Source organism: uncultured Duncaniella sp. (assembly GCF_910577345.1).
Taxonomy (GTDB): Bacteria; Bacteroidota; Bacteroidia; order Bacteroidales; family Muribaculaceae; genus Duncaniella.
This window is the reverse complement of sequence record NZ_CAJTMT010000015.1, coordinates 61,961-85,534: the sequence shown is the minus strand read 5'-3', so window position 1 is coordinate 85,534 and position 23,574 is coordinate 61,961. Positions and strand designations below refer to the sequence as shown.

At 50.2% G+C, this 23,574-nt stretch carries 19 protein-coding genes and 1 tRNA gene; 4 read left to right on the top strand and 16 right to left on the bottom strand.

Going from position 1 to position 23,574, the window contains the following annotated elements:
• Positions 1–41: 41 nt before the first annotated feature.
• The 5 genes from QZ310_RS08280 to QZ310_RS08260 all read right to left on the bottom strand — a co-directional run bounded on the left by QZ310_RS08280 (position 42) and on the right by QZ310_RS08260 (position 6,276).
• Complete coding sequence (locus tag QZ310_RS08280; RefSeq protein WP_297072035.1) at positions 42–632, bottom strand: sigma-70 family RNA polymerase sigma factor; 591 nt, start codon at positions 630–632, stop codon at positions 42–44.
• A 551-nt stretch (positions 633–1,183) separates the two neighbouring features.
• Positions 1,184–3,361: a M3 family metallopeptidase gene (locus tag QZ310_RS08275; protein WP_297072034.1), complete on the bottom strand. Its 2,178-nt coding sequence runs from the start codon at positions 3,359–3,361 to the stop codon at positions 1,184–1,186.
• Between the two features lie 53 nt (positions 3,362–3,414).
• On the bottom strand, positions 3,415–4,560 hold the full coding sequence (locus QZ310_RS08270) for an endonuclease/exonuclease/phosphatase family protein (RefSeq protein WP_297072033.1): 1,146 nt from the start codon (positions 4,558–4,560) through the stop codon (positions 3,415–3,417).
• Positions 4,557–5,525 carry a rhomboid family intramembrane serine protease gene (locus QZ310_RS08265; RefSeq protein WP_297072032.1) on the bottom strand — a complete coding sequence of 323 codons (969 nt, stop codon included), beginning with the start codon at positions 5,523–5,525 and terminating at the stop codon, positions 4,557–4,559. Before QZ310_RS08265 ends, QZ310_RS08270 begins: the two co-directional genes overlap by 4 nt.
• Complete coding sequence (locus tag QZ310_RS08260; protein ID WP_297072031.1) at positions 5,512–6,276, bottom strand: rhomboid family intramembrane serine protease; 765 nt, start codon at positions 6,274–6,276, stop codon at positions 5,512–5,514. The genes QZ310_RS08265 and QZ310_RS08260 overlap by 14 nt, the downstream gene beginning before the upstream one ends.
• Positions 6,277–6,473: 197 nt before the next feature.
• On the opposite strand from QZ310_RS08260, the gene QZ310_RS08255 reads away from it, so the two are divergent.
• Positions 6,474–6,548 (top strand) — tRNA-Met (locus QZ310_RS08255).
• Positions 6,549–7,897: 1,349 nt separating this feature from the next.
• Here the strand turns inward: QZ310_RS08255 and QZ310_RS08250 are convergent.
• The 10 genes from QZ310_RS08250 to QZ310_RS08205 all read right to left on the bottom strand — a co-directional run bounded on the left by QZ310_RS08250 (position 7,898) and on the right by QZ310_RS08205 (position 19,248).
• Positions 7,898–9,166 (bottom strand): peroxiredoxin, encoded by a 1,269-nt coding sequence (locus QZ310_RS08250; protein WP_297072030.1) that lies wholly within the window; start codon positions 9,164–9,166, stop codon positions 7,898–7,900.
• Between the two features lie 65 nt (positions 9,167–9,231).
• A complete protein-coding gene (locus QZ310_RS08245; RefSeq protein ID WP_297072029.1) occupies positions 9,232–10,437 on the bottom strand; it encodes a TlpA disulfide reductase family protein in 1,206 nt (401 codons plus the stop codon).
• Positions 10,438–10,609: 172 nt separating this feature from the next.
• Complete coding sequence (locus QZ310_RS08240; protein ID WP_297072028.1) at positions 10,610–11,341, bottom strand: hypothetical protein; 732 nt, start codon at positions 11,339–11,341, stop codon at positions 10,610–10,612.
• 132 nt (positions 11,342–11,473) lie between these two features.
• Entirely contained in the window at positions 11,474–12,349 is an 876-nt protein-coding gene (locus QZ310_RS08235; protein ID WP_297072027.1) for a nucleoside phosphorylase, read from the bottom strand.
• Between the two features lie 181 nt (positions 12,350–12,530).
• Positions 12,531–13,640 (bottom strand): DNA-processing protein DprA, encoded by a 1,110-nt coding sequence (gene dprA, locus QZ310_RS08230; RefSeq protein WP_297072026.1) that lies wholly within the window; start codon positions 13,638–13,640, stop codon positions 12,531–12,533.
• A gap of 26 nt (positions 13,641–13,666) precedes the next feature.
• Positions 13,667–14,059, bottom strand: a complete 393-nt coding sequence (locus QZ310_RS08225; protein ID WP_297072025.1) for a thioesterase family protein — start codon at positions 14,057–14,059, stop codon at positions 13,667–13,669.
• Between the two features lie 33 nt (positions 14,060–14,092).
• Positions 14,093–15,760: an AMP-binding protein gene (locus tag QZ310_RS08220; protein ID WP_297072024.1), complete on the bottom strand. Its 1,668-nt coding sequence runs from the start codon at positions 15,758–15,760 to the stop codon at positions 14,093–14,095.
• Between the two features lie 340 nt (positions 15,761–16,100).
• A complete protein-coding gene (locus QZ310_RS08215; RefSeq protein ID WP_297072023.1) occupies positions 16,101–17,726 on the bottom strand; it encodes a tetratricopeptide repeat protein in 1,626 nt (541 codons plus the stop codon).
• A 216-nt stretch (positions 17,727–17,942) separates the two neighbouring features.
• Entirely contained in the window at positions 17,943–18,923 is a 981-nt protein-coding gene (locus tag QZ310_RS08210; RefSeq protein WP_297072022.1) for a substrate-binding domain-containing protein, read from the bottom strand.
• A gap of 79 nt (positions 18,924–19,002) precedes the next feature.
• Positions 19,003–19,248, bottom strand: coding sequence for a hypothetical protein (locus QZ310_RS08205; RefSeq protein WP_297072021.1), 246 nt, complete (start codon positions 19,246–19,248; stop codon positions 19,003–19,005).
• 346 nt (positions 19,249–19,594) lie between these two features.
• Here QZ310_RS08205 and QZ310_RS08200 point away from each other — a divergent pair, with 346 nt between their 5' ends.
• On the top strand, positions 19,595–20,584 hold the full coding sequence (locus tag QZ310_RS08200; protein WP_297072020.1) for a prolyl oligopeptidase family serine peptidase: 990 nt from the start codon (positions 19,595–19,597) through the stop codon (positions 20,582–20,584).
• 81 nt (positions 20,585–20,665) lie between these two features.
• Here the strand turns inward: QZ310_RS08200 and QZ310_RS08195 are convergent, their stop codons facing one another.
• On the bottom strand, positions 20,666–21,118 hold the full coding sequence (locus QZ310_RS08195) for a GNAT family N-acetyltransferase (RefSeq protein ID WP_297072019.1): 453 nt from the start codon (positions 21,116–21,118) through the stop codon (positions 20,666–20,668).
• 151 nt (positions 21,119–21,269) lie between these two features.
• Here QZ310_RS08195 and QZ310_RS08190 point away from each other — a divergent pair, with 151 nt between their 5' ends.
• Complete coding sequence (locus QZ310_RS08190) at positions 21,270–21,851, top strand: sugar O-acetyltransferase (RefSeq protein WP_297072018.1); 582 nt, start codon at positions 21,270–21,272, stop codon at positions 21,849–21,851.
• Between the two features lie 232 nt (positions 21,852–22,083).
• On the top strand, positions 22,084–23,562 hold the full coding sequence (locus QZ310_RS08185; RefSeq protein WP_297072017.1) for a TolC family protein: 1,479 nt from the start codon (positions 22,084–22,086) through the stop codon (positions 23,560–23,562).
• Positions 23,563–23,574 lie beyond the last annotated feature (12 nt).

Genomic DNA, 23,574 nt, shown 5'->3' with positions numbered 1-23,574 from the left:
GAGGGGGGGTGATAAAAAGCGTTGGCCGCCTGACTTGGGGGTCAGATGGCCAATGCGATATTGTTTTCGGCAGCGATTCGGCGCATGTTCATGATGGCGTAGCGCATACGTCCGAGAGCGGTGTTGATGCTGACGGAGGTGGCTTCGGCAATCTCCTTGAACGACATGTTGCGGTAGAAGCGCATCACAAGCACTTCGCGCTGAGCGTCGGGGAGGGCCATGACGATGCGCCGGAGATCGGTGTCGATCTGGGTGCTGACCAACGTGTCCTCTATGTTTCCGTCACAGAGGTCGCGGCGGTTAAGGATGTCGGTTCCTTCTTCGTCGGCCGAGACTGCATTCTCGATTTTCTCCTGACGGAAGAAATCGATGATGAGGTTGTGGGCTATACGGGTGAGCCAACCGGAAAATTTCCCGTGCTCCATGTAGCGTCCCTGTTTGATGGTCATGATGGCCTTAACGAAAGTTTCCTGAAAGATATCGTCGGCGACATCCTTGTTTTTCACAATGTGTAAGATATAGGAATAAACTTTCTGCTGATGGCGTTGCAGAAGCACGTCAAAAGCTTCGTTATTGTTGTTGGCGTAAGCGGCGACCAGATCACGGTCCGCAAGCTTAGTCAGTTGTTTCATCTTGTCTGATTTGATTGGTTAGAGTAGATTTGCTTCAATAGGCGCTGTGTTTAGTTAAAAATAATAAAAATGTTAAAATTTAAGGAGTGGTGTCACAATAAATTGGTTTTATCCTTTGCAAAAGTATTACTTTTAGCTCGTTTTTCCAATAGACTTGACATAATTTAACCACGAAAAACGTCTAACCCATACAATAAATCCGATGTTTTGGAGTATATGCGCGAAGAAATAAAATCCGGCTACTCTCACGAGTGGCCGGATCGTAACCTATGATTCACTTATTAGTTAACGTAGGTTGTCTTCTAACATAATGCAATAGTTTAGAATAATACGTTAATTTGTGAATTTTAGGGTTTCGCAAATTGTTATGTATCCGATTTAATTGCTGAAAACAAAGGTAGGCCTTTCTTTCGAGAAAGCCTACCTTCAGAGGTATGTTAAAAAGCATATCAACATGCTTTTTAACAATTATTTAATTTCTATAGACGAAAAAGTCGTTTGTTTGGCGGATTTTATAGTCTGAGCCGCTTTGTTGACGGCCGGTAGACAGATTATTTTCCGCCGGGAGTGTTGATTTCACCGCCCTTTGCTTTTTCGGGACGCGGGGTGAGGCCGTGGGCACGCAGGAGGGCGTCGACCTTGGGCTCATGGCCACGGAAGCGCTTGAAGAGTGTCATCGGGTCTTCGCTGCCACCCATCTCGAGAACATTTTCCTTGAATGACTTTGCAGTCTCGGGGTCGAAGATGCCCTTTTCGGTGAAAAGCTCGAAACCGTCGGTGTCGAGGACCTCGGCCCACATGTAGGTGTAGTAACCTGAAGCGTAACCGTCGCTGCCGAAGATGTGTTTGAAGTAGGGTGAACGGTAGCGGTAGGCGATTTCGTCGGGCTTGCCGAGTTTTTCGGCCACTTTCTTTTCGAAGGCATCCACGTCGATTTCCTCATTGTCGGAGGGATTGAGCGCTCCCCATTCGAGGTCGAGGAGGGCGGCGGTCACGCGTTCGGTCATCTCGAAGCCCTGGTTGTGGGTCGATGCGGCCTGAACCTTCTTCACGAGGCTTTCGGGGATGACTTCACCGGTCTTGTAGTGGAAGGCGTATTCCTTGAGAAGTTCGGGTTCGAGGGCCCAGTGCTCGGTAATCTGTGAGGGGAGCTCAACGAAGTCGCGGTCAACATTGGTACCGGCCTGGCTGCGGAGCTTTGCTTTGGTGAGCATACCGTGGAGACCGTGGCCGAACTCATGGAACATGGTGGCAACTTCGTCGAGTGTAAGGAGGGCAGGGGTGTCGCCGGTCGGACGGGTGAAGTTACCGACATTGTAAACGATGGGACGAGCGGAGGTGCCGTCGGCATCCTCGAATGCACTGCGGAATTCGCTCATCCATGCGCCCTGACGCTTGGAGGGACGGGGGAAGTAGTCGGTCATGAAGACAGCCACATGGTTGTTGTCCTTGTCCTTCATCTCGTAGACCTTAACCTCGGGGTTATATTTGGGCGCGTCGGGGAGTTCAGTGAATGTCACACCATAGAGACGCTCTGCGAGGGTGAAAATGCCTTTGCGGACATTGTCGACCGAGAAGTAGGCGCTGACTTCATTCTCGTCGAGGTCGAATTTCTTCTGGCGCACTTTTTCGGCATAGTAATAATAGTCCCAGGGTGCGAGCTTGAAGTTCTGGCCTGACTGGTTGATGAAAGTCTGCATTTCGGCAATCTCTTCATTGGCACGGTCCTTTGTCGGGCCCCATATCTGGAGAAGGAGGTTGCGGGCTGCGTCGGGAGTCTTTGCCATCACATTGTCGGTCATGTAAGCGGCAAAGGTGTCGAAGCCCAGAAGATGGGCTTTCTTTGCACGGGCCTTGATGAGTTTGCCGATGACGGGACGGTTGTCGTAGGGCGCTGAAGAGGCGAGGTTCATGTAGCCCTGATACATCTTTTCGCGGAGGTCGCGGTTGTCGGCATATTTGAGTACGGGCAGACGGCTGGGGGCGTGGAGGGTGAAGACCCATTTGCCATCCTTGCCACGCTTGGCTGCTTCCTCGGCTGCCGTGCTGACGATGCCGGCGGGAATGCCTGCGAGTTGCGATGCGTCGTCGACCACGATTTCAAAGCTGTTGGTGGATGCCAGGAGGTTTTTGTTGAAGGTGAGGAAGAGCTGTGTCAGCTCGTTGTTGAGGGCTTTGAGTTCGTTCTTCTTGTCGGCAGAAAGGAGAGCGCCGTTGCGGGTGAAGTCCTTATAGGCAAGTTCGACGGCGCGTTTCTGCGGGCCGTCAAGGCCGAGCTGGTCACGACGGTCGTAGAGGTATTTGACGCGCTGGAAAAGCTTGTCGTTCATCATGATTTCATCGGAGGCTGCCGATACCATGGGGTAGGCTTTCTCGGAGATGGCAAGCATGTGTTCGTTGTTGTCGGTCTCGTCGAGGGCGCCGAACACGAGCATCACCTTGTTGAGCAGTTCGCCGCTCTTCTCCATGGCGAGAATGGTGTTGTCGAATGTCGGAGTGGCCGGATTGTTGGCGATAGCCTCGATTTCGGCTTTTTTGTCGGCAATGCCTTTTTCGATTGCAGGCATGTAGTCCCCGTAGGAGATTTTCTCGAAGGGAGGAATGCCGAAGGGGGTGTCGTAGGGCACCATGAACGGATTCTGTCTGGTCTCTGCGCTCATGTCGGTCGGGGTGCTTAGTGCCATCGGAAGCAGCAATGCTCCGAGAGCAGCGGTTAAAAATTTGTTCATAGCGGATTGGTTATATTGGGTATTGATTGTTCGGTTGATTGGGCTGTCGGGGTTTATTTTCCCGCTTGGTCAAACAGGAATGTGGTCAGCAGCGGATTGTGGTCGCTTGAGGCGATGTCGCCTCTTTCGATGTCTACAGCCTTGAATGGTCCCTTGTAGAGAACCTGGTCGATGCGGAAGTAGAATTTATCGCCGTGGTAGGTGATTGTCGGGCCGAAGGCCGCGTCGGCGTATGCGTCGTGCATGTCTTTGCCACGGATAGTGCGGACAGCGTAGCAGTCGGGGATGTCGTTGAAGTCACCGGCTACAATGAAGGGGCCGCCAATCGAATCCACTACTTTGCGGACTTCACGGGCCTGGAAGGTGCGTGTGCGGAATGCGTCGGCAAGTTTGGTCAGAAGTTGCGATTTCACTTCCTTCAGTTCGCGTTTCAACTCCGACTTGTTTTCCGGGAGGTCAAGAGTCTCTTTATACAGCTCCTTGTCTTCCGGTGTCAGGCCGATGGATTTGAGGTGGACGTCCATAAGGTGGATGTCGCATCCTTTCACATTTATTTTAAAGCACCCCATCACATAGGCGGCTTTCGGGTCAACATTTATGTCGACTTCTTCCATCGGATATTTTGAGAATACGGAGAGTTGTTGTGAGATTCCGATGAAATGGTAAGGGTAGCGCGCATAGAGTGAGTCTATCTGCGCTTGGGTGATTTTCCATTGTTTGTCAGGCTTCAGAATTTCGAACTCCTGAAGGCTGACAATGTCGGCATCAGTCGAGAGTATGTAGTCGAGGGTCGCGTTCTGCTCAACCCCGGGGTAATCCTCTCCACGGAAATCCCACAGATGAAGCACGTTGTAGGTAAGGAATGTGAATGACTGCTCACGCTCTTCGGTGTTGAGGGTGCGGTTCCATATATGCATGGGTGAGAACACGAGGATTGACGGCATCGCGACAATCCATCCGGCTATCAGTATCCAGATGAGGCGGCGGTCGAAGAAGAGGTTGACGAGGAAAAGCGCCCCTCCGGCAATAAGCAGGAGCGGCAACACCATTGCTGCCATTGCGGCTATCACTCTTTCGTCGGGGTTGAAGGTGCCCCCGTAGGCCGAAAATACCGTTACCATTGCCACAAAAAGGTTCAGACCGACCCCGATGGCGAGGACGGTCGACTTCAATGGCTTGTGTGGACGGGGTAAATTCACTTTATTTTCCTGCTGACATCGAAGAGGCGTTGGCGCTCTTCGGGGGTTAAGGCTGAATAGCCTGATTTCTTGATTTTGTCGAGGATGCTGTCGAGGACTTCACGGTCGTTGTCGGTACATTTTGGACCGGCAGATCCGGATGAGGTCGATGAGGTGTAGGAAGCGCGGCCGGATGCATTGCGTGAAGCGGTCTCACCGGAGTGCTGTGTCGGGGTGCGTTTGGTGGTCAGGCTCCCCCAGATGGTGGATGCGAAGCGGTTCCAGAGATTGGCCATGCGGTCAAAGCTCTGGTTGAAGGGACGGGTGATGTCGTGGCCGCGCTTCATGCGCAAGGCATAGATCGCTCCGACGGCGACACCTCCGATGTGGGCTATCTCGCCTCCGGCGTTGCTACCGGTGACACCGATGAGCACCAGTCCGATTGTGGCGATGGCTATCCATTTCAATGAGATTGAGCCGATGAAAAGGAGGTGCATCCTGAAGTCGGGCATCAATATGGCTGTAGCCGTGACAATGGCTATCACAGAGGCGGATGAGCCGATGAGCATGGCGCTGTGGAATGCGAATATCGGCATGACGGCATAGCACAGAAGGAAAAGCAGGGCTCCACCGAGTCCACCGAGGACATAGAGTGCGAACAGTTGGCGTGAGTTTGCCACCATCATGAAGAGGGTGCCGAACCAATAGAGCCAGAGGAGATTGAAAAGGATATGGAAAACGTCGTATTGGGCGAACATGTAGGTCACCACTGTCCACGGTCTGGTCAGCAGTACGGCAGGGCTGCTCGGCAACTGGACGTAGGCCATTATCGTGTTGAGGAAATCGGGGTTTCCCGCAAACATGCAGACGATGGCCGAGAGACGCAGGAGCACGAAGACCCCGATGTTGATCCAGATTATTTTCATCAACATCGAGGATGCGTCGAACGAGCGGCGCATCTCGCGTATGGTATCAGTAACCCCCATGGAACGTCCCTTTCTTTTTCCAATAAAGGATGATGAGGAAACCGAATATCATGCCGCCGAGGTGGGCGAAGTGGGCGACTCCGTCTGCCTTGCCGGAGGCTTCGCTCAGACCGATGAGCAGCTCGATGGCACCCATGCCGATTACCATCCATTTGGCCTTCACGGGTACAGGAATGAAGAAGAGGTATAGAGGTGCGTTGGGGAAGAGCATACCGAATGCAAGCAGCACGCCGTAGACAGCTCCTGATGCTCCGATGGTGACGAAGATGTTGAGGTTGCGCGCAAGGGCAGCCTTGCCTTCGGGACTGAGGGTGAGTTGCTGGATGTATTCGCGGGCTTCAGGGAAATCAATGTGGTAACTTGCGGAGATAAGGCGCACGAAGGTGTCCTCCCAAGTCAGCATCCACACGAGTTCCTGAATCAATGCGGCTCCGACACCGCAGGAGATATAGTAGAATAGGAAACGTGCGCTACCGAGGGTGCGTTCGAGCGTCATGCCAAACATCCAGAGAGAGAACATATTGAAAAATATGTGTGCGAAACTCTGGGTGGAGTGCATGAACATGTAGGTTATGAGCTGCGCGGGGTTGAAGTCGGCAGCAAGGAAGTAGTGGAGACCTCCGAAGTTTTCAAGTCCAGTCCCGAGTTTCCCGGGCAAGACGAACATCGCCAGCCAGACTATCAGGTTGATGATAATCAGATTTTTTGTTACCGGCGGTATTTGTGAAAAAAATGATGAACCGTTGTGCATAAGTGCAAATTTACGAATTCCGCGTCGAAATATCCTCTTGCGGATGATGAAAAGTGATTTTCTCTAAACTTATAACGCTCCGGAGAGGTGAAATTTCAATGGAAAATCTCATGTTAACTTAATTTAACTAATAAAACGGGTGTAAAATTTGGAGGTGAAATAAAAAGTGCCTACCTTTGCACCACGAAAAACGACATCGCGGGGTGGAGCAGTGGTAGCTCGTTGGGCTCATAACCCAAAGGTCGCAGGTTCGAGTCCTGTCCCCGCCACCAAGACAAGCCTTCCGGTTCACAACGAACCGGAAGGCTTTTTTTCAATTTGTCCGACATGGGCATAATCCAATGAGCGCCACGAAAAGAGATACAAACGAACGAAATAGGGGGCAAGCCGTAATTACGGCGCATTAAATCCGTCAACATCTGAAAAGGGTACATAAAGACAGAATGTCAGAAGATACAAAAAGATTAATTTCAGCAAATCATACTTTTGTTTATTCTGTTCTGTCATATAACAATTTGTCATATTGCTCTAAGCTAATGCGGAACGCGTTATAGCGACTTTTGTATCTCTTTTCATCTTACATGAACCGGATTTTCGGATTGAACCCCAAATAGGGGGCAGTCTGTTTTTTCCGTGGAATTGTTAAAATCCGGAAGGCAGTAAGTGAGCTGCGAAGTCCAAATGATGATTCCATCACCAGCTTAAATAAAAATAACAAACGGGTAGTTATATAGCAGCAGCGGTATGATGGTAGCCCCATCACGAGTGACTATGAAAAATGGAGGCCGAAGGCCGGAATTTTTCATGGTCGCGAGGCATGGGGTAGATGATAAATTTCATATTATGGGCATCGAAGATGTCCGATAATGCAGTTGCAATACGCGTTGTATTGGTCTTGTGATTTTCTCGATTCTAAGATAAGAATGGAATATAGATGCCCCTCAATTATAGATCTGTAAATCCGGCGGAAAGACAATGTGAACTATTATCGGACATCTTCGATGCCCGTCATGAAAGAATCCGCCATAACCCCATGCCTCGCGTCAAATGAAAAATTCCGGCCTTCGGCCTCCATTTTTCATTGCCGCTCGTGATGGGGCTACCATCACACCGCTGCTGCGCAGCTTGCTGATTGCCATCCGGGGCCTCCTCTCGAGATAAGATTCTTCCCTGTTTTGTGGTTTGATTCTTCCTGCTTTGCGGTTTGATTCTTCCTGCTTTGCGGCTTGATTTTTCCTACTTTGCGGCTTGATTTTTCCTGCTTTGCGGCTTGATTCTTCCTACTTTGCGGTTTTATTTTTCCTGCTTTGCGGTTTTATTTTTCCTGCTTTGCGGTTTTATTTTTCCTGCTTTGTGGCTTGATTCTTCCTGCTTTGCGGTTTTATTTTTCCTGCTTCGTGATGGTATTTTCCCGTATCATAATGGAATTCTTCCAGATTATAAGAATCTATGCGTTTAATTTCAAACTGAAATTTTATCATATTTCGTGCTATGTTATTGTAATATAATCCATGGGACGTTATTGAAATATAAAAAGAATACATGGATCAATGTGGTTGGATGATGCCATGTATTCTATCATATAACAAATTTGTTTTGCTTCAAGCTAATGCGGAACGTGTTATAGGGACTTTTGTATGTGTTGTATGCTTTGCCTATGCGGGGGCAGGGGTTGTTTCTGCGGGTTATTTTTAGAGTTGTTGTCAGAGGGGTTGGTGAGGCGCTCAAAGTTGTACTCTATTGAGCCACGTTGGGGACCCCAGCCTAACCATTGGTCGATGAGGGTGCGGTCGGGACCGAAGAGGAAGAAGGTGGGATAGCTTACGACACCATATTTCAGGGATGTGTCTCCGGAGTGCCCTTTGCCATCCCAGATTGTGGGCCAGGTGGCTTTGTCAAGTTCATGAGTCTTGAGCATTGATTTACGGTCATTTTCTGTGGAATAGCTGACAAATGTCACGCGGTCGCCATATTTCTCCACGAATCCCGGGAGTTCATTTCTTGCTGCCGCTCTACATGCACTACAGCCAAGTGAATTGAATTCCACGAGGATGTAGGGTGTGGTGAATTGAGATAATTTTATCGGTGAGCCATCTGCGTTTTCTCCTTCAATGTCATAATCCAAGAGTTTGGCTCCGGGAGCGATTTGTGTGATGGAGATGAGCTTTTCGAGGTGAAGGTTTTCCGGAGATTTCTTCAGATTTGCGGGGACATTTGACGCGATTTCCTGGAGTTCGGATTGAGTGAAGAGCTCGGAGTTAATAAGACCGAGAGCATCGGGGGAGTCGGGATGCGACCTTATGAAGTTTTTACATTCATTAAAGTATTCATCCTGCAGACGCATGATTTCAGTCCTTGAAAAATGTACTTTAGCGTATGTTGCAGAATCCATATCAATGTTACCATCCTCTGTTTTAGGACATGAACTTAATAATTTCTGTTGAAGTTTGCGGTGATGCTCTCTGCATTTGGTGTTGGTCCAATAGAACTTAGTCCAGTAATCGTGGGCGGTGTCCCACGGCGCACCGGCAAATGTCACGCTGTCTGTCGAGAAGCCGTCGAGATATGAGGTGACACGGTGGTTTATTCCTTTGCCTGCATAGAAATTGATGAAGAAATGGTCTGTTTTCGGTTGATCAGGGTTCTTTCCTGTAAGATAAAATCTGACGGGATAATCTTCCGTGATGTCAATGTCGAAATGCAGACGATTATCCGACGTGTAGACTTTTTGTTTGTATTTGTCATCATGGCTTCCAAGTGTGAAGCGGACACTGTCTGGAATGTTTTTGAACTGAACGTCAAGTGTATAGGTCTGGGCTGATGCCGGCATTGAAGCAGAGAGCAATCCCATCGCGCAGATCGCGCAAGAAATGATAACGGATAGTTTCATGGTGAGAGGATGTTACTTTGATATAGCTGTATGCTTTCCCTGCGCGGAAGCAGGGGGTATACGGATTATTCCTGAGAGTTGTTGTCGGAGGCTTTGGTGAGGCTGGTGAATTGTGCTTCTATGCTGCCGGGACCCCAGCCTGACCATTGGTCGATGAGGGTGCGGTCGGGACCGAAGAGGAAGAAGGTTGGGTAGCCGGTCACTCCATATTTCATAGATGTGTCACTGGAGCGTCCACTTCCATTCCAGATTGTGGGCCAGGTGGCTTTGTCAAGTTCATGGGCCTTTAGCATTGATTTGCGGTCTTCATCCACGGAATAGCTGACAAAGGTCACGCGGTCGCCATATTTTTCCAAGAATCCGGGAAGTTCTTGTTTTGCAGCAGCTCTACATGCTCCGCAACCAAGAGAATTGAAATCCAAGAGGATGTAGGGTGTGGTGAATTGAGATAGTCTTATCGGCGAGCCATCTGCGTTTTCTCCTTCAATGTCATAGTCCGAGAGTTTAGCGCCGGGGACGATTCGTGTGATAGAAACCAGTTTTTCAAGGCGAAGGTTTTCCGGTGACTTCTTCAGAGCTACAGGGACCTTTGACGCTATTTCCTCAAGTTCGGATTGAGTGAAAGCGGGGTATCTCCATCCAAGTAAATCAAGGGCATCCGGCGAGTCGGGATGCGACATGATGAAGTTTTTGCATCCATCATAAAACTCATCCTGCAGACGCATAATCTCAGCCATTAATGATTTAGCTTTGGCTTGTGATATAGAATCCATTTCTATATAACCATCCTCTGTTTTAGGACGGGACATGAATAATTCATCACGAAGTTTGCTGTAGTGATTCTTGCATTTGGTGTTGGTATTGTGGAACTTTGTCCATTGATTGTGGGCAGCATCCCACGGCGCACCGGCAAATGTCACGCTGTCTGTCGAGAAGCCGTCGAGATATGAGGTGACACGGTGGTTTATTCCTTTGCCTGCATAGAAATTGATGAAGAAACGATCTGTTTTCGGTTGGTCGGGATTCTTGCCTATGAGATAGAATTCGACGGGATAATCTTCCGTGATGTCAATGTCGAAACGCAGACGATTGTCCGACGTGTAGACTTTTTGCTTGTATTTGTCATCATTGCTTCCAAGTGTGAAGCGGACACTGTCTGGGATGTTTTTGAACTGAACGTCAAGAGTGTAGGTCTGGGCTGATGCCGGCATTGGAGCAGAGAGCAAACCCATCGCGCAGAGCGCGCAAGAAATGATAACGGATAGTTTCATGGTGAGAGGATGTTACTTTGATATAGTTGTATTCGTGAAGTGTAATGAATTATATCGGCAAATATACAACTAAAACCCTATTGTGGCTAAATGAGATTATGGTTTTTCACCGAAATTTAAAATAAATTAACTTCGGATTTATTTCTTAGCCTGCGCTTATGTCGGCATGTTTTCACCGGATGGTATCGACGAGTTTAAGCAGTTTTGCAGTGGGAGTATCCGGGAAAATGGATGATAGTTGACCGATGATAAGTTCTCTCGATTCCTGAGGGTCACGACCTTCGCAGGCTGTGAGGATTTCCTCGCCATAAAGCGCTTCCGGAGTGGTATAGCGCGCCACTCCCCAGCCGTATGGTTCGCCGGAGCGGGAGATGTTGTATTCGAAATCGGCGATAACGATGCGCGTCGACATCTGCAATCCTGTAAGCGCGGGTTCGAGTCCTCCACGACGACGGTTGACGGCGACCGGAGCGGGTTCAAGTGTGTCTATCAGGTCGAATTTCCGACGCTTGTTGGCTGATTTAAGTCCGCAGAGGTCTTTAAGTTCTTTGGACAGGAGTGATTCGTGGGCGCGTATGGTATCGAGAATCATCCTTTCGCTGATTCCTGTTTCCGGATTTGATGCACCCGTATCGACAGGGCGGAGTGACCGACGGTAGTTGGCAAAGTCGGGAAACCAGTCAAGACTGATATACCCGGCTTTGCCGTTGAAAAATTTACCGTAGGCGCAGTTCAGATTCCTTATGACCGGACCTTTCCACTCCCAAGGCCCTTCTTCGTCGGAGAACCATAGGCGTGGGTCGACCATTTCCTGTATGGAAAATCCACGGATGGAGTTTCGGAAAAAGGGGAGGAAACCGAGCTGCATTATGCGCTCTTCAAGCTCTGAGGCTGAACGGAGCATATTTTTTAGTATAGAGGTTAAAGTATAGAGTATAGAGATTAAAGTATAGAGTATAGAGGCAGGGGGCAGATGCGCTCGAGGACGGTTGCCACGAAGAGTATAGAGATTAAAGTATAGAGTATAGAGGCGGGGTCAGATGCGCTCGAGGACGGTTGCCACGAGGTCCTGGACGGCTGTTTTGTAGTTGGGGTTGGCATCGTTGTTCATGCGGTTGGCGATGATTGAGCATACGGTCATCGCACGGTGTCCCATAAGGCGGCCGAGACCCTGGAGGGGTGCTGATTCCATCTCATAGTTTGTGACTTTGCGTCCATTGTGGCGGAATTCCTCGATACGGCGGTTGAGGTCGGGGTTGGCGAGAGGCAGACGCAGTTCGCGTCCCTGCGGACCGTAGAAGCCGACGGCAGAAATCGTGTTGCCGCGGACCATGTCGTCGCGTCCGATTTGATTCACAAGCTCTTCATCGGCATTGACAACGTAGGGTTTGGCCCAAAGCGGATTCCAGCCCACCGACTCGCAGAAGTCATGTTCGAAATCAAGGTCGGCCACAAGATCGCGTCCGGCATAATAGTTGAGCACACCGTCAAAACCTATGGCTTTTTCGGCAATAACGGGGGTGCCGAGTTTGAGTTCGGGCTGAAGTGCGCCGGAGGTGCCGATGCGGACAAGTGTCAGACGGCGCTTCTCGTCCTTAACCTCGCGGGTCTTGAAGTCCACGTTGGCGAGGGCATCGAGTTCGTTGATGACGATGTCGATGTTGTCGGGACCGATACCGTGTGACAGACACATGATAGGTTTGCCGTTGAATGTGCCGCCGATGGTGTGGAATTCGCGTGACGAAACTTCAAAATCAGTGGTGTCGAAGAATGAAGCGACCATGTTGACACGTGCGGGGTCACCCACAAGAATCACGCGGTCAGTGAGTTGTTCGGGACGAAGATGGAGGTGAAAAACCGACCCGTCAGGGTTGATTATTAGTTCGGATGGGGCTATGATTTTCTTTTCCATGGGGGTTATGGTTAGTTGTTAGTTTTGGGTTTTGAGTTTTGAGTTTTGAGTTGTGGGTTTTGGGTTGTCAGTTGTGAGTTTTGAGTTGTCAGTCCAATTGTCGTTGAAGGTATGAAGTGCGTTAATTCTCAATTAACAACTAAAAACTGAAAACTCACAACTGAAAACTAATAACTCACAACTACCTCAGCCTATACCTGCCGCCGGGAATGTTCATGATTAATGAACGGAATTCCATGTCAATGAGCATTGCCATGAGGCGGGGAATGGGTATGTCTATTCGGCTGCTGAGTTCCGGCAGAGTGACTTCGCCACGGTCGGTCATTATTCCGATAACCGCTTCCTCTTCCGGTGTAAGTGTCGGGAATAGGCTTGGAGTTTCGGGTTGCGCACTTACCGTTGGCCAGCCGAGGTGGGCGCAGAGGTCTGATGCCGAGGTTATGAGCGCTGCAACATTATTGGCAATCAAGGCGTTGCATCCGGCGGAGTATTTGTCGGAAATCCTCCCCGGCAGGGCGAAGACATCGCGATTGTAGCCGGAGGCAAGACGTGCTGTTACGAGTGCACCACCTTTGGATGCCGATTCCGCAACGATGAGTGCGTCCGACAGTCCTGCGACAATCCTGTTGCGGGCGAGGAAGTTGCCTTTGTGTACCTGAGCCGACGATGGGTAGTCGGTCAGAAGCATACCGTTGCCGTGTATCATATCTACCGCAACCCTTCGGTGTTGCGATGGATAGAGCGTGTTGAGGCCGTGGGCAAGTACGGCTATGGTCGGAAGTCCCGCTTTGAGGGCTGCACGATGGGACGCAATGTCTATTCCGTAGGCGAGTCCGCTGACAATTACAGGTTTTTCCGGCAGGAGTGTGGCTAGATCGTCGACAAGACGTTCGACGAAATCAATACCATAGGCAGTGGCGTGGCGAGTGCCGACAATCGATATGAAGCGGGAACGGTTGAGGTCGCAGTCCCCGAGACCGTAGAGCATCAGCGGTGCGTCGTCACATTCAAGAAGCCGTTGCGGATACCTCTCATCGCGGAAATATATGGCTGATATTGAGTTGCTGTCGATAAAAATTCTTTCGGCTGCGGCAGCGGAGAGCGCGTCGGCGCGCAAGGACGATTTGAACAGACGGTTTGAGAAACCCATCATGGCCGACAGTTGCGATTCGGAGAACGCAAAGAAATTTTCCTCCGAGCCGACACGGTCGAGAATCGACGTTGCCAGCGCGGGGGTGAGTGAGCGCAGCGAGGAGAAGGCTATGCGGTATGTCAGTTCATCATGGGTCATTGAGTCCGTTGGGGTGTATCCGTGGATTATAGGTATTCGCGGAAGGCTTCTGCGAGGATGTCGCCACGCGAGAGCCGACCGTTTTCAAGGCAGACGACTGTAACGAGCGCATGGACAACATGTGCGCCGTTTCCGGCGTTGTAGATGTCCTGCACGAAGATGAAACGCGCACCTTCGCGCTTCATGCTGAGACGCGACACCATGGTCTCGCCAAGTGTCAGCGAAGAGAGGTATTCAATTTCAATTTTGCGCACCACCGGATCCAATCCCTGTTCCTGCATGGCGCGGAAAGATGTTCCGGCGTGTTCGCAGAAGTCATGGCGGGTGATTTCGAGGTAGTGGAGATAGTTCGCGTTGTTGACTATGCCTTGTGAATCCACTTCATAGTCGCGAACTTTGATGGTCATTTCAAAATTCATAATCCTGTTTTTTCAATAAGGATGTGTATGGACTTAAGCGTTATAGAGATAGCGTTTGATTGAGCGTTTAGGCGTCTTTTCAAACTCATTGGCGATGAGCTGGATGCGGTCGATGCGTTCGTAGGGCGCGACAAGCTTGTTGAGGTCAGCGCGCACCTCTTCCATCAATTCCGGGAGCTTTTCGTTTGCCACACCGTCGCGGTCCATGGCCTCATAGTCGGGGTATACGAGGGCCATGAGGTGTTTTCCACGCTCGACAACGAGGCTTTCGGAAACGTAGGGCATATTGTTGAGTTTTGCTTCGATTTCCTCGGGATAGATGTTCTGTCCGCTTGCTCCGAGAATCATTGTCTTGTAGCGGCCACGGATAAAGATGGTGCGGTCGTGGGAGATGGTGCCCATGTCGCCTGTATGGAGCCAGCCTTCTGCGTCAAGCACGGCTTCGGTGGCCTCAGGGTTCTTGAAGTAGCCGCGCATCACGTTCTCGCCTCTGACACAGATTTCACCGGGGATGCGTTCGGGGTCAGTGCTGTCGGCAATCTTGCTTTCCATCGAAGGCAGTGTGCGGCCGGATGAGCTGACGAGGAACTGTCGCCAAGGGGTATAGCTGATTAGAGGACCGCATTCGGTCATGCCGTAGCCGACGGTGAAGGGGAATTTGATGCGGTGGAGAAATTCCTCGACTTCGCGGTTGAGGGGCGCACCTCCGACAATCACTTCCTCGAATTCACCTCCGAAGGCTTCCACAAGCTGGTTGCGTATCTTGCGGAAAATCACGGTTTTCAGTCCGGGTATCTTCAGCGCGCGCCTGATGGCGGGTTTCTCGATAATCGGACGCAGCTTGTTGCGGTAGATTTTTTCAAGGATGAGGGGGACGCAGATGATGAGGTTGGGTTTCACCTCTGCAAATGCTTTGAGCAGGAGTTTTGGGGTAGGCAGTTTGCCGAGGATTGTGACATGGGTGCCGACGGCAAGAGGGGTCAGCATGTCGAAGGCGCAACCGTAGGCATGGGCAAGCGGAAGGAACGACAGCGCGCGGGAACCGCGGAAGTGCAGACGTGAGCGCACTCCGAAACGGACATTGCCGCCAAGATTGCCGAGTGTCAGCATGACACCTTTCGAGAATCCTGTCGTGCCGGAGGTGTAGTTGATTTCGGCAAGCTCACCTTCATCAATGTCCGGATAGTCAATGTCGGCGGTCGTGAAGCCGTGGGGATACTTTTTGCGCATTTTTTCCGGCAGACGGGCGAGGAACTTCTCTGCAGCACGGTTGGTGACGGGATGCTCGGCGAGCACAGCGCGGCGGTCGAGCGAGAGGACAGCCTTGACCTGCGGAATCTTTTCAAACTCCATGTTGTCGAAGATGCTTTCATTGATGAAAAGCATCACACTGTCGGAGTGGTTGATTATATGTTGTGCATCCTGCACATTGAAATCGTGGAGAACGGGGACAACGACAGCTCCGTAGGTGAGGGTTGCCATGTAGACTACAACCCATGAGAATGAGTTCTTGCCCATCACTGCTATCTTGTCGCCACGTTTCACGCCACATTCCTTGAAGAGCAGATGGAGTGCGGCGATGCGTCGGGCCATATCGGCGTAGGTCATCGTCTGGCCTGAGCCAAACTCAGTCAGTGCGGGGAGTTCCCAATTTTTGCGGAAGCTCGAAGCGTATATCCGGAGTAGATTTTCGTTGCTCATAAATAAAATAGACTTTTAATCATATAACGCTGACTGACAAATCATTGTTTTTGCCTTCAGGCTCTTTGAAACGTGAATTTTCTGCTGAGGTTTGTTCCAATATACAAAATAACTAAAAATCACCCGAATATGCAAATTTTCCATTGTCGGTGAATTCGAGGATGGATGTTGAAATAAAAGAGCAAAGGAAACAAAATCTTTTAGGACATGTCCGTCAGGCGGATTGCCAAAGAGATTTTGTTTCCTTTGCTCTTTTATCCTTCAAGCCCGGTTTTCAGTGTTATTCCGGACGGAGGGTTATGTTTTGCAATGCAGTTTCCCGGCCTGTAGCCGTGGATTCTTACATTTTCTTGAGATACTCGCGGAGTGCTTCGTTCTCGGGGTCGATTTCGAGGAACTTCTCGAAGTAAGCGCGGGCCTGTTCCTTGTCGCCGGCCTTGAGATAGTAGTTGGCGAGGTTGTTGTATGCGCTCTTGTAAGCGTCGGCATACTTGGTCTTGTTGGCGGGATCCTCATCGTATGCGGCAATCATCTGCTGATAGGTCTCGACGAGGTCGGGAGTGATCTCAGCACCGTCGCGGATCATCATGAGGGTAGCCTTGTTGCGGTAGAGGGGACCCTTGTTGGCTGCTGCCTCGATGGCCATGTCGACATACTTGATACCGTTGTTGGCTGCTTCAGCACGTTCGGGAGAACCTTCGGGAAGCGATACACCGAGGTTTTTGTAACGGTTCGAGAGGATGAAGTAGTCGTTGAGAGAGGCATCGCCTGCGTCAACATATTTCTGCATGTACTCGACAGCCTTCTGGTAGTCTTCGAGGTCGGTGTACATTGAAGAGATATTGGCGAGAATCTGCTTGTTCTTTTCGGGGTTGAGCTCGTAGGCCTTGGTGTAGGCTTCGACAGCTTCCTGCGGACGCTGGAGTTCGCCGAGGATGTCACCGTAGGTGGTGTAGTCAGTAGCGGTAAACTTGGCGTCTGCATGAGCGAAGAGCTTCTTGGCTGCTTCCTCGGCACCGGTGAAGTCCTTGAGGGCTGCCTTGTTGAGCATCACCATGCGCTGCATGTATTCGTTGTCGGGGTCGGCTGCAAGCACCTGATTTGCGACATCGAGAGATTCCTGATACTTCTTGCCGAAGTAGAGGAGGCCCGAATAACGCTGCTCGTCACCCTGGAAGTGGTTGGGGTTCTTGATGTATTTGCCATACTGCTCGGCAGCTTTGGTGAACTGGTTGCCGTCGTAGTATTTCTCGGCAAGCTCGCTCTGTGCAAGAGCTGAGGTGGGGAGCTTCTCGTTGAGTTCGACAAGTTTGCCGATAGCGAAGTCAGGGTTCACCTTGTTGTAGAGGTTGGCATACTTGACGTAGGCCTGGGGATTGATGTCGCCACCTTCCTCGTCGTAGATGATAGCCTGCTCGTAGAAACCGGCAGCCTGACCGATGTCAGTGCCTTTTGCCATGTCGCCTTTGAGCACATAGATCTGAGCTTCCTTGTTCTTTGAGACTTTAAGGGCGTTGGTGATGTTCTTGTCGATTTCCTTTGCGTAGAGGGTAGGATCAACGTTGAAGTAAGCGCGTGCGATTGCAGCCATCACGGACGAATCCTTCTTGTTGCAGTCGAGTGCCTGCTTGAAATACTGCTCGGCATCTTTCTTGTTGCCGTTCTTAAGGGCAATCTGACCAAGACCTACATAGTTGTAAGCGTAGGTTGCGTCAGCCTGGACGCCTTTGTTGAAGTTTTCGGCTGCTGCTGCAGTGTTGTTGTTGTCAAGTTCGAGAGAGCCGAGGTAGAAGTAGGAGACGGCCTTTTTGGTGGAAGGATCGTTGAGTGTCTTTTCGAGGATTGTCTTGGCTTTGTCAAAACGCTCGGCGTTGTAGTAGTCAACACCGTCCTGATAGCCACCCTGGGCGGAAGCGGCGAGTGCCATGCCTCCGAGTACGAAGGAACATAAAGTACGGAATTTCATGTCGATGGGTTTATTATTTATTTCTTGTTATTTCGTGTTTGTGAATTGTTTTGCTCTTTTCTTGTCGGATATTTCCGGACCGGCGTAATAGCTTTCCATCAATGCAGGTCTGACGTATGGACATGACGATATGATGGACTTTTCGCAGGTCTATCATTATAAATTAACGCAAATTACGCCATTTTATTTCCAATATGCAAGAAAAAATGTCGCTAATCATTCGACGGCTACCATTCGCGGACGTAATGTGGCGGGCAGGATGCCTGTCATCTGGATGAGTTTCTGGCCTTGGAATCCTGTGACGAAGCTGAAGAAGCGGTGTGTGGTGGTGCCGCCGGGAGCTGTCGAGATCATCCATACCGAACGGAACAGAGGATAGCTTCCGTCAAAGATGTATGCCTGATATGGTTTGTAGGCCTGGACCACATCGTTACCACGGATTTTCAAGACTTTCACGTCCTGATTGAAGTCGAGCATGGTCGTGTCGCTCTTCTCGACGGCCTGCGCGAGTTCTTCAACCGATTTCTCACGGCCTTTCATGTCGCTTGATACCCAGCTCACGCCGATGACACCCATTGCATTCTTGTTTTCAGCCACGGCCTTGAACACGTCGGGGTTTGTCTTCACAGCGGCTACGTTCGGGCCGAACGGTTTGCCGTTCATGATTGAATCACGCATGTATTTGACGGTCGATGAGCCCTGATGGTCGAAAATGACTGAAATATTGCCAAGTTTGCAAGGCTCGACCTGATCCCATCGGGTCACCTCGCCTGAAAGGATTTCGGCAATCTCCTTGCGCGAGAGGATTTCCACCGGATTGGCCGGATTGACGATAATGGCAAGCGCGTCAACAGCGATGCGCTGCTGATGCACGAGCTTTTTATGGCTGCGCAGATAGCTGACCTCTTCATCGGTGAGCGGACGGGCCACGACTGCCGACTTCACGCTGCCCATGGCCATGATTGAATCTATGCAGGCATTCTCAGGAAGATAGTATGCCACGACATCTTCTTTGGGATAGATGTATTCGTAGACATTGATTTCCTGCTCCATGATGTTTTCAAACGATTCGTCACACGCAACTTTTGCCAATGGAGCCGGTTGCATTGACGACGACTTCTTGCCCCCGCAGGAACTGAGGAGGGCAAGAAGCGTGAGAGCCGTGACAGCGGCTATGCTTTTGAATGCTGTTGTCATTATCGTGTTATGTTATTATAAGGTGTAGCGGAGAGTGGGGGAGTGCTGGGCGTTTCCGGGGAGGGGAGAAAACCGACAGTTAATCTTCCCTTTCATTACCATATCCGGGGTCGATGCCCTTGAACTGGCGGTAGGCACGCCACAGACCGTAGGCTGTGAAGAGGCCACCGGCAACCCAACGTATCCATGTCCAGCTCGGGAAAAGGATGTCGAAGTAGCCACAGAAGAAGAGGATGCCAACACCGACATAGATAATTATCATTATAATACCAAAAATGTTGCGCATTGCAGCGGGAGTTCCGGTGGAGTTTCTTTGAGCACTCATAGCTTTATAGTTTAAAACGTTAATTTTGATTTAAGGCGGTCAGCGAGCTGAAACCGCATTTATAAAATTAACAATCGGTCATGACTAAAGTTCGCGCTTCCGATGGGAGAATATGCCTGTGCTACGGACGTTTGGCGCACAACATTCTCCATCAGTGCGGTCTAACGCTGTAAAATTAATGAAAAAATATTAAAATGTACGGCTTGCTTTGTCGAATTTGAAACCTTTAACACTTCCACGGCTTTTCACAATTGTATGTTTTGCTGTTGGAAGTAAACTTTTTGATCCTCTTGCTCCTTATTTCTTTAAACCCATTTTTAATTTTCTCACGCTAATTAGAACAACTATGAGACTTAAAAGAAAAATATTCAATGCGACCCTTATGTTGACCGTAGGTCTTTCGATGCCGGCAATGGTTTCGTGTGGCAACAGTTCAAAATCGACAGAGAGTCGTGACCCCGGTCAGGAACAAGCCGATATGAAGGGTGGCGGCCCAGGCGTTGACAAATCTTCCGACAATACCTTACAGGAAATGATCAAGACCGTGGCTCCAAAATTCGCTCAGGCGGAATATCAGGATGCAGAATCAGGTCAGACTATTAAATACAATCTCTTTGTCCCGCAGAATGTCGACACGACAAAGACTTATCCGCTCGTGCTTTTCATTGCCGATGCCTCGACTGTCGGTGATGATGCTACCAAACCGTTGACACAAGGCTATGGTGCCCTCGTCTGGGCTACTGATGATTGGCAGTCACTGCATCCCTGCTATGTGCTCGTTCCGCAGTTCCAAGGGGGCACTGTAAACGACAAGTATGAGCATAACAGCGAGGTTGATGCGGCAGTCCGTCTGCTCAAAAAGGTTACCGCCGATAATTATGTCGATTCCAACCGTCTCTACACCACAGGCCAGTCAATGGGAGGTATGATTTCGATGTATTACAATGTTGCCTATCCCGATCTTTTCGCTGCCTCTATTTTCGTCGACAGCCATTGGGACACCTCGACATTCGATCAGCTTGTCAAGCATAAATTCATCTATTTCATCGCCGGTGATAAGGGGAAGGCTTACCCGAACCTCAAACCTCTTGAGGCCGCCGCTGAAAAAGAGGGTGTGCAGTACACTTTTGCCGAATGGAGTGCGAGACTTCCGGAGCAGCGTCAGAGCGAACTTGCCGCTACTATGCTTGGAAAGGGAGCGCCTGTGAATATCTTTGAGTTTGAGACAGGCTCAGTTTTACCCGAAGGTGTCAAGGGTATGGACCACATGTATTCATTCGACTATGCCTACAAGATTCCTTCAGTGCGCGAATGGCTTTTCAAGCAGCATAAATAATCGCTAAATCATCTTATACGATATTAAAGGGTATATGAACCGACGGTCTGAATGGCCAAAGTTCATATATCCTTTTCTTTGTTATATCTGATGTTTGGAAAGATGGAATGCCAACCGAGGCGAGCCGTCGTGGGTGAATATGGTACCGCAATGGCTGAAACCAGAACGTGTTATCCAGTTCAGCATGGGGCGGTTGTCGGCATGGGTGTCGATGCGTATAGTATTGATTTTTGACAGGCAGTATTCAAGCGCACAATCTGCCACACCCTTGTGTGTTCCGGCCGACGCTATGCGGTGGATGGTCCCGTATGGAGAGCTGTCCGGCCATTGGCCGATGATATGGTTGTATGTGGGATCCGGACCGATGATGAGGCAGAATGTCCCGACAATCTTTCCGGCCTCGTCTGTGACTACATGGCAGACTCCCGCTTCAATATCCTCTTCAATGCGATGGCGTTCGGGATATGCACCTCCCCATTGATTGGGATTTCCCTCTTCGGCCATGAATTTTTTAGCACGGGCAAAGATAGTCATTATTATGTCGGTATCATTTGGACAGGCTTGTCGGACGGAAAGCATTCGGATTAGAGATTTATAGGGTTGAAGTGATGCAAAAATACGGAAATCTGTTGATTTGTCCGTATATTTGTATCAATAATTCACTATTAAAGCAATCTCATCAAATATGAAGCTTATTGAAGATCTCCATAAAGGGATATGGGTCTATGGATTCGGCGAAGAAATCCGCGACATGCTGCTTGCCAATGAAGATCGCTGTTTCCGTCTCAATTCCCTCTCACCGCTGAAGGTTTCGGAGCGCTCAGCTATTATCCGTGAGATGCTCGGCGGTATTGAGGAACCCTTCACAATCCACTCACCCTTCCGTTGCGATTTCGGTAAACACATTTTCATCGGTCGGAATTTTGTGGCCAATTTCAACCTTACCATTCTTGATGAAGCCATCGTGACCATAGGCGACAACGTCTTCATTGGTCCCAACTGCGGAATCTACACCATCAACCATGCCCTGCTTCCTGACCAGCGTAATGAGGGGGTGATGCGCGCCCTCCCTGTGACCATTGGTGACAATGTCTGGATTGCCTCCAACGTTATCATCCTTCCCGGCGTGACCATAGGCGAAGGCGCAGTCATCGGAGCAGGAAGCGTCGTGACAACCGACATTCCACCCTTCACCTTTGCCGTCGGCTCCCCCTGCCGTCCCCGCCGCCAAATCACCGAATCCGACCGCATCGACATGTTGGATTGATACTTACCAAAATATTTTTGATATCCTTGATAGTGGCGTTCTATTTGTTTAATGAATTTGGATATTGGGCTAAAGGAAAAAGAGAACAGAAATTAGCCTATTTGTGATTAATTTTAATTAGGTTAAATTAAACTTTTAATGTTCAAAAGAGGTTATATTTGCAAGCCCGTTTGTGTGTTGTAGAGACATTCGGGCATTTTGACGTTTCAACTAAGTTCCAAATATGCAAATCATGGCAACACGAAGATTTTTCCTCGCTTTACTTGGCCTGTGGGCATTCGGAGCGGTCGCCCAGACTGCCACCGTGCCTGAGGGGAGCGTGCTTTCGCTCGAACAGTGCCGCGAAATGGCGCTTTCCAACAATAAGAATCTGAGGAAGTCAGCTCAGCAAATCAAGGTGGCGGGTTATGAAAAGGACCAGGCTTTTGCCGCCTATCTCCCCGCTCTCGATTTTGCGGGTGGCTATATGTATAACCAGAAAGGGGTGTCGGTCTTCGGCTCGGACCAGCTTCTGCCTGTCAAGACATTCAATCTTGAAAAGCAGGACTATGAGTTCGGATTGGTGAAGAATCCGGTGACGGGTGAGCCTGTCCTCGTCGACGGTAAACCGATTCCCGAACAGATGGCTTATCTGCCCAAGGAGGCGTTGAGCTATGATCTCCACAATGTATTCTTCGGTGCCGTGACATTGACTCAGCCGATTTTCATGGGTGGCAAGATTGTGGCTATGAACAAGATAACAGGTTATGCCGAGGATCTTGCCCGTGCGATGCACGACAATACCGCGCAGGATGTTGTCTATGCCGTTGATGCCGCCTATTGGCAGGTGGTGTCGCTCAAGGCAAAGCAGAAGCTTGCTGTCAGCTATGTCAATCTTCTCGACACTCTCAGCCGCAATGTGTCGCTGATGGTGGAGCAGGGTGTGGCTACGAAGCGCGACCAGCTCACTGTAGATGTCAAGCTCAATTCGGCTCAGGTCGATCTCACCAAGGTCGACAATGGTCTGGTGCTCTCGCGCATGGCCCTTGCACAGGTCTGCGGTCTGCCGGTCCATTCGGTGTTCAGCCTCGCCGATGAGGATGCCGATGCGATTACTGCGACAGCTCCGATTGCCAAGTCATACAACATGCAGGAGGTCTATGCCTCCCGCGAGGACCTGCGTGCCCTCGAACTTGGGGTGAAGATATATAAGGAAAAGGAAAATGTGGCCCGCTCGTCGATGATGCCCAATCTGGCTCTCGTCGGCAGCTACTCCTTCTCGAACCCAAATATGTTCAACGGTTTCGAGAAGAAATTCAGCGGCATGTTCTCGGTCGGCGCCATGCTCACAGTGCCCATCTGGCACTGGGGTGGCAATTATAATAAGGTGCGTGCCGCCAAGGCTCAGACAGTCGCCGCCCGTCTCGAACTCGACAATGCTAAGGAACTTGTGGACCTGCAGGTAAACCAGGCTTCATTCAAGGCTCAGGAAGCGGTCAAGACCTTCAACATGACCGAGACCAATCTCGCAAAGGCCGATGAGAACCTCCGCTGCGCCAATCTCGGATTCCGCGACGGTGTGATGACGGTTGACAATGTGATGGAAGCCCAGACCGCATGGCTCAAGGCCCATTCCGAGAATGTCGACGCCCGCATCGACGTCTATCTCTGCGATGTGTATCTCAACAAGGTGCTCGGCCGTCTGGACGTGAGCGCGCCGGTTGTAAAATAAGAAAGAAAAAAC

Excerpts from the sequence above, each read along its gene's own strand:
- QZ310_RS08280 (WP_297072035.1), bottom strand. The coding sequence starts at position 632 with ATGAAACAACTGACTAAGCTTGCGGACCGTGATCTGGTCGCCGCTTAC.
- QZ310_RS08275 (WP_297072034.1), bottom strand. The coding sequence starts at position 3,361 with ATGAACAAATTTTTAACCGCTGCTCTCGGAGCATTGCTGCTTCCGATG.
- QZ310_RS08265 (WP_297072032.1), bottom strand. The coding sequence starts at position 5,525 with ATGGGGGTTACTGATACCATACGCGAGATGCGCCGCTCGTTCGACGCA.
- QZ310_RS08260 (WP_297072031.1), bottom strand. The coding sequence starts at position 6,276 with ATGCACAACGGTTCATCATTTTTTTCACAAATACCGCCGGTAACAAAA.
- QZ310_RS08250 (WP_297072030.1), bottom strand. The coding sequence starts at position 9,166 with ATGAAACTATCCGTTATCATTTCTTGCGCGATCTGCGCGATGGGATTG.
- QZ310_RS08245 (WP_297072029.1), bottom strand. The coding sequence starts at position 10,437 with ATGAAACTATCCGTTATCATTTCTTGCGCGCTCTGCGCGATGGGTTTG.
- QZ310_RS08240 (WP_297072028.1), bottom strand. The coding sequence starts at position 11,341 with ATGCTCCGTTCAGCCTCAGAGCTTGAAGAGCGCATAATGCAGCTCGGT.
- QZ310_RS08235 (WP_297072027.1), bottom strand. The coding sequence starts at position 12,349 with ATGGAAAAGAAAATCATAGCCCCATCCGAACTAATAATCAACCCTGAC.
- dprA (WP_297072026.1), bottom strand. The coding sequence starts at position 13,640 with ATGACCCATGATGAACTGACATACCGCATAGCCTTCTCCTCGCTGCGC.
- QZ310_RS08225 (WP_297072025.1), bottom strand. The coding sequence starts at position 14,059 with ATGAATTTTGAAATGACCATCAAAGTTCGCGACTATGAAGTGGATTCA.
- QZ310_RS08220 (WP_297072024.1), bottom strand. The coding sequence starts at position 15,760 with ATGAGCAACGAAAATCTACTCCGGATATACGCTTCGAGCTTCCGCAAA.
- QZ310_RS08215 (WP_297072023.1), bottom strand. The coding sequence starts at position 17,726 with ATGAAATTCCGTACTTTATGTTCCTTCGTACTCGGAGGCATGGCACTC.
- QZ310_RS08210 (WP_297072022.1), bottom strand. The coding sequence starts at position 18,923 with ATGACAACAGCATTCAAAAGCATAGCCGCTGTCACGGCTCTCACGCTT.
- QZ310_RS08205 (WP_297072021.1), bottom strand. The coding sequence starts at position 19,248 with ATGAGTGCTCAAAGAAACTCCACCGGAACTCCCGCTGCAATGCGCAAC.
- QZ310_RS08200 (WP_297072020.1), top strand. The coding sequence starts at position 19,595 with ATGAGACTTAAAAGAAAAATATTCAATGCGACCCTTATGTTGACCGTA.
- QZ310_RS08195 (WP_297072019.1), bottom strand. The coding sequence starts at position 21,118 with ATGACTATCTTTGCCCGTGCTAAAAAATTCATGGCCGAAGAGGGAAAT.
- QZ310_RS08190 (WP_297072018.1), top strand. The coding sequence starts at position 21,270 with ATGAAGCTTATTGAAGATCTCCATAAAGGGATATGGGTCTATGGATTC.
- QZ310_RS08185 (WP_297072017.1), top strand. The coding sequence starts at position 22,084 with ATGGCAACACGAAGATTTTTCCTCGCTTTACTTGGCCTGTGGGCATTC.